3 protein-coding genes are annotated in these 3038 nt (G+C 41.1%); all 3 read right to left on the bottom strand.

Features of this window, described 5'->3' with window-relative positions:
* Positions 1–204: 204 nt before the first annotated feature.
* Positions 205–1059, bottom strand: coding sequence for a hypothetical protein (locus FQ015_RS06640; protein ID WP_160523872.1), 855 nt, complete (start codon positions 1057–1059; stop codon positions 205–207).
* A 136-nt stretch (positions 1060–1195) separates the two neighbouring features.
* Positions 1196–2059 (bottom strand): hypothetical protein, encoded by an 864-nt coding sequence (locus FQ015_RS06635; protein WP_160523871.1) that lies wholly within the window; start codon positions 2057–2059, stop codon positions 1196–1198.
* A partial coding sequence (locus FQ015_RS06630; RefSeq protein ID WP_202385074.1) for a bacteriophage T4 gp5 trimerisation domain-containing protein occupies positions 2052–3038 on the bottom strand: 987 nt, incomplete at its 5' end. The genes FQ015_RS06630 and FQ015_RS06635, both read right to left, overlap by 8 nt.

Genomic DNA, 3038 nt, shown 5'->3' with positions numbered 1-3038 from the left:
TACCACAGCAGCCGGGGTTGTTTGGGACCGACTTCCGACAGCAGATCCCGGTGGGCCTGCCACCATCTCTTCACAAGTTTATGCTTATTACATGCAAAACGTCCCGTTTTGCATCTTTGTGCCTACGGCACACCGTGATCTTTCCCTGACCACCTGATAGATATGCACCTCCGGCGTGACACTCATATTTTAAGAGACAGACTTTTATTCATTTGTCTTTTTATCATAAAAAGAATGCAATGTATCTCCGTCTACCATAACCACAACCTGATTAGTTCTTATTGTGAAATAATCCTCATCATTGGTATCATCATAATCTATATAGCGAAGAAAACCCTCAATATTAGGTTGGTTGTATCTGTCAGATGTACATGAACACAAAATCCTGCCAAGTTTTCGACAAGGCCTGCATATTTTATACCTCCAGTTTAATATAGCGATAACATGCTCGTTTATTGACTGCTTAACAAACCATTTATCATTAACCACAGAATACTCTAATGAACCAATATTATAACGCCTCATCCCTGGCGGAAATACATAGGCATCATTAAGCCTGACAGAAAATTCATATGTTTTTCCTGCGGGGATTTCTATAAAATCAGCTTCTTTATCGGAACCAAGCTGACAACGCAATGCGATATAATCCAGGCGTATACTATTCGTATTTATTGAAAATGCGTGTTCGCAAAGTGGGAAATCCTCATATTTTGTTGCAAGCCTGCTAAGATGAATATATAATGAATAATCATTTGTGTTACTTAAACTTACATTGGCCAGCAGATAATCTGCTTCTTGCTTTACTGTTAAATTTGCTTTTAGTTTGTAGCGTTCTTCGTTGATTTTATTTTTTAAGTCAGATAGTCTATAGTTAAAATTTTGTTCGAAAGGATATTTCCATATTTCAGGGTGCTTATGTTTTTCAAAATCCCACCAAAGCCTACCATATCCATATTTAATGATTACGACACCTTCGCCTGCTAATGAACTGAATGTAGAAAAGATACAGGTAAATACTATCAATATTCGAAGTAATGACGATATCCAAAATGAAAACATATTATTACCTCTCTAGTGGCTTCAAGTTGTCCTTTAACGCATTAATTAATTCTTGTAGTTAGCTTTACACTCCAGTCTACTATTTTTGAGTCAGTGTGAACCCATTGACTTACCTGATTTATTGAATCAACTATCATTACTGCACCTCTTTTTCAATTTCAATCATTTGTTCGTCGCTCAGGTGACATTCAAAATACTTCTCAATATTATAAGCGTTTTTAAAAACATATTGATCACCTTCACTTTTTAATCTGTTGGCTTCTCCTAAATAGTTTTTATCCCTGCTAAACCCCCCTTCTATTGGCATATCATCTGACCCCATGCCGCCATATTTGCCATTTTCACCTGTCCGATAGAAATGTGATAATTCATGACAAAGGCTAGACACCTGAGATTCCGGTCCTGTTAGTTCTTTACATACAAATCGCTGGTATATATTCACACGTAATATGCTTTCAAACAAGGTAGGTTTTAAATATAAAGTTTGATCGGCTGTAACGTTTGCAGTGGCAATCGCATCATCAGTTTTGTTAAAAAAATTACCATGTTCACGATCATCAGCTTTAACAGGATCTTTAACATGTAGCTTTTGACATAATTCTATCAATCTGTCTACACTTTCTACCATAAACTGATAAGCAGTAATGTTATCTCTTGTTTCTATATAAGGATCCGGAAAGGCTACAGGTTCGTTATTTCCTTCCTCTTCGTTTTTCTTTGCTGCGGCCTCGGCCTTCGCTCTCTGTTTTATTTTCTCTTCCCTGGAATCGATAGTTATAACTGTATTATGGGTTACACCAAATATTTCAAAAAATTCCTGCTGTTCTTCTGCTCCCCAATTCTCAGGCTTGAGCATTTCTGCTCTCATTTCAAGCACCTTCATCTGAGCTTTAGTAGCTTTTGTCATCATCCTTTTAAATTGATCAGTAACCTTATATTTTTCTATGCATCTATCTTGCGTACTGGTTTTAGCAACCGCACTGTTTTTACCACTACTCATTTACGCCCCCCAAAATCATATCGATATTCTGACTCAATAATCTGACCTTTATATTTTTCTCAACTTCAGTTATAAAACGTTCGGTATATCCTTCATCATCTGTTTCTCCATTTTTTTGCTCACCGTTTTCTAAAAATGCTATATAACGGGTATTTGAATAAGGTATCCCATTGTCATTTACAAAATGAAATTGTACGTTGTATTTCTCAGGGGGGTTGTCGCTCTCTTTTTTTGTGAAATCACCGGATTTACTGTCGCTTTCATCGGAGTTACTTCCGCAACCGAAGTCCTCACTGTCATTCTGTTCGTCAGTCGGCTCATCATTCCCATCACTATAATCATCCGCCAGCGCCTCCAGTACCACCGGTTGCAGCGTCGATACTGGCGTCCCCGGACTGCCTCCCCCGTTGAGGTTTATCTTCGGCCCCACTATATCCACGCCACCCGAATGAATGACGATGAATGACCCACCCACCTTCAGGCTTATCCGGCTGCTGCTCTCCAGCACGATATCCCCGTCCACCTTTATCCCCAGCGCGCCACTCACCTTCTCCGCCAGGTCGCCTTTCACCTCCAGGCTGTGTTTCCCCTCCACCAGGCTGACATGGTTCCCCGTCGTCTTATGCTCCTGCTTCCCTTCCACCGTCACTTTACGGTCGTTTCTGACGTACAGACCGTCATCGTGACTCACGCTCACCGTCCGGTCATTCGTCACCTTCAGCGTCTGGTCATTACGTACCGTGATACGCCGGTCGTTCGCCACCGTGATACTCTGGTCGTGGCCCCCCTCTTTTTTTGTACCGACCTGAACCGTCTGACCCTTCACCACCGTTATCTTCTGGTCGTTACCGATGGTTTCCGTATGGTCATGTTTCACATCCGTTGTCCGGTCGTTGAGCACCTCCGTATCCATGTTCTTCTGGGCATGGATATACACCTGCTCATTACTGGTGGCGTCTTCAAACCGCAGCTCGTTAAA

It is taken from the genome of Escherichia sp. HH26CH, assembly GCF_009820205.1.
In the GTDB taxonomy this organism is placed as follows: domain Bacteria; phylum Pseudomonadota; class Gammaproteobacteria; order Enterobacterales; family Enterobacteriaceae; genus Escherichia; species Escherichia coli_F.
This window is presented reverse-complemented; position numbering and strand designations above follow the sequence as displayed.

Coding starts and splice junctions, on each gene's coding strand:
- FQ015_RS06640 (WP_160523872.1), bottom strand. CDS start 1,059: ATGTTTTCATTTTGGATATCGTCATTACTTCGAATATTGATAGTATTT.
- FQ015_RS06635 (WP_160523871.1), bottom strand. CDS start 2,059: ATGAGTAGTGGTAAAAACAGTGCGGTTGCTAAAACCAGTACGCAAGAT.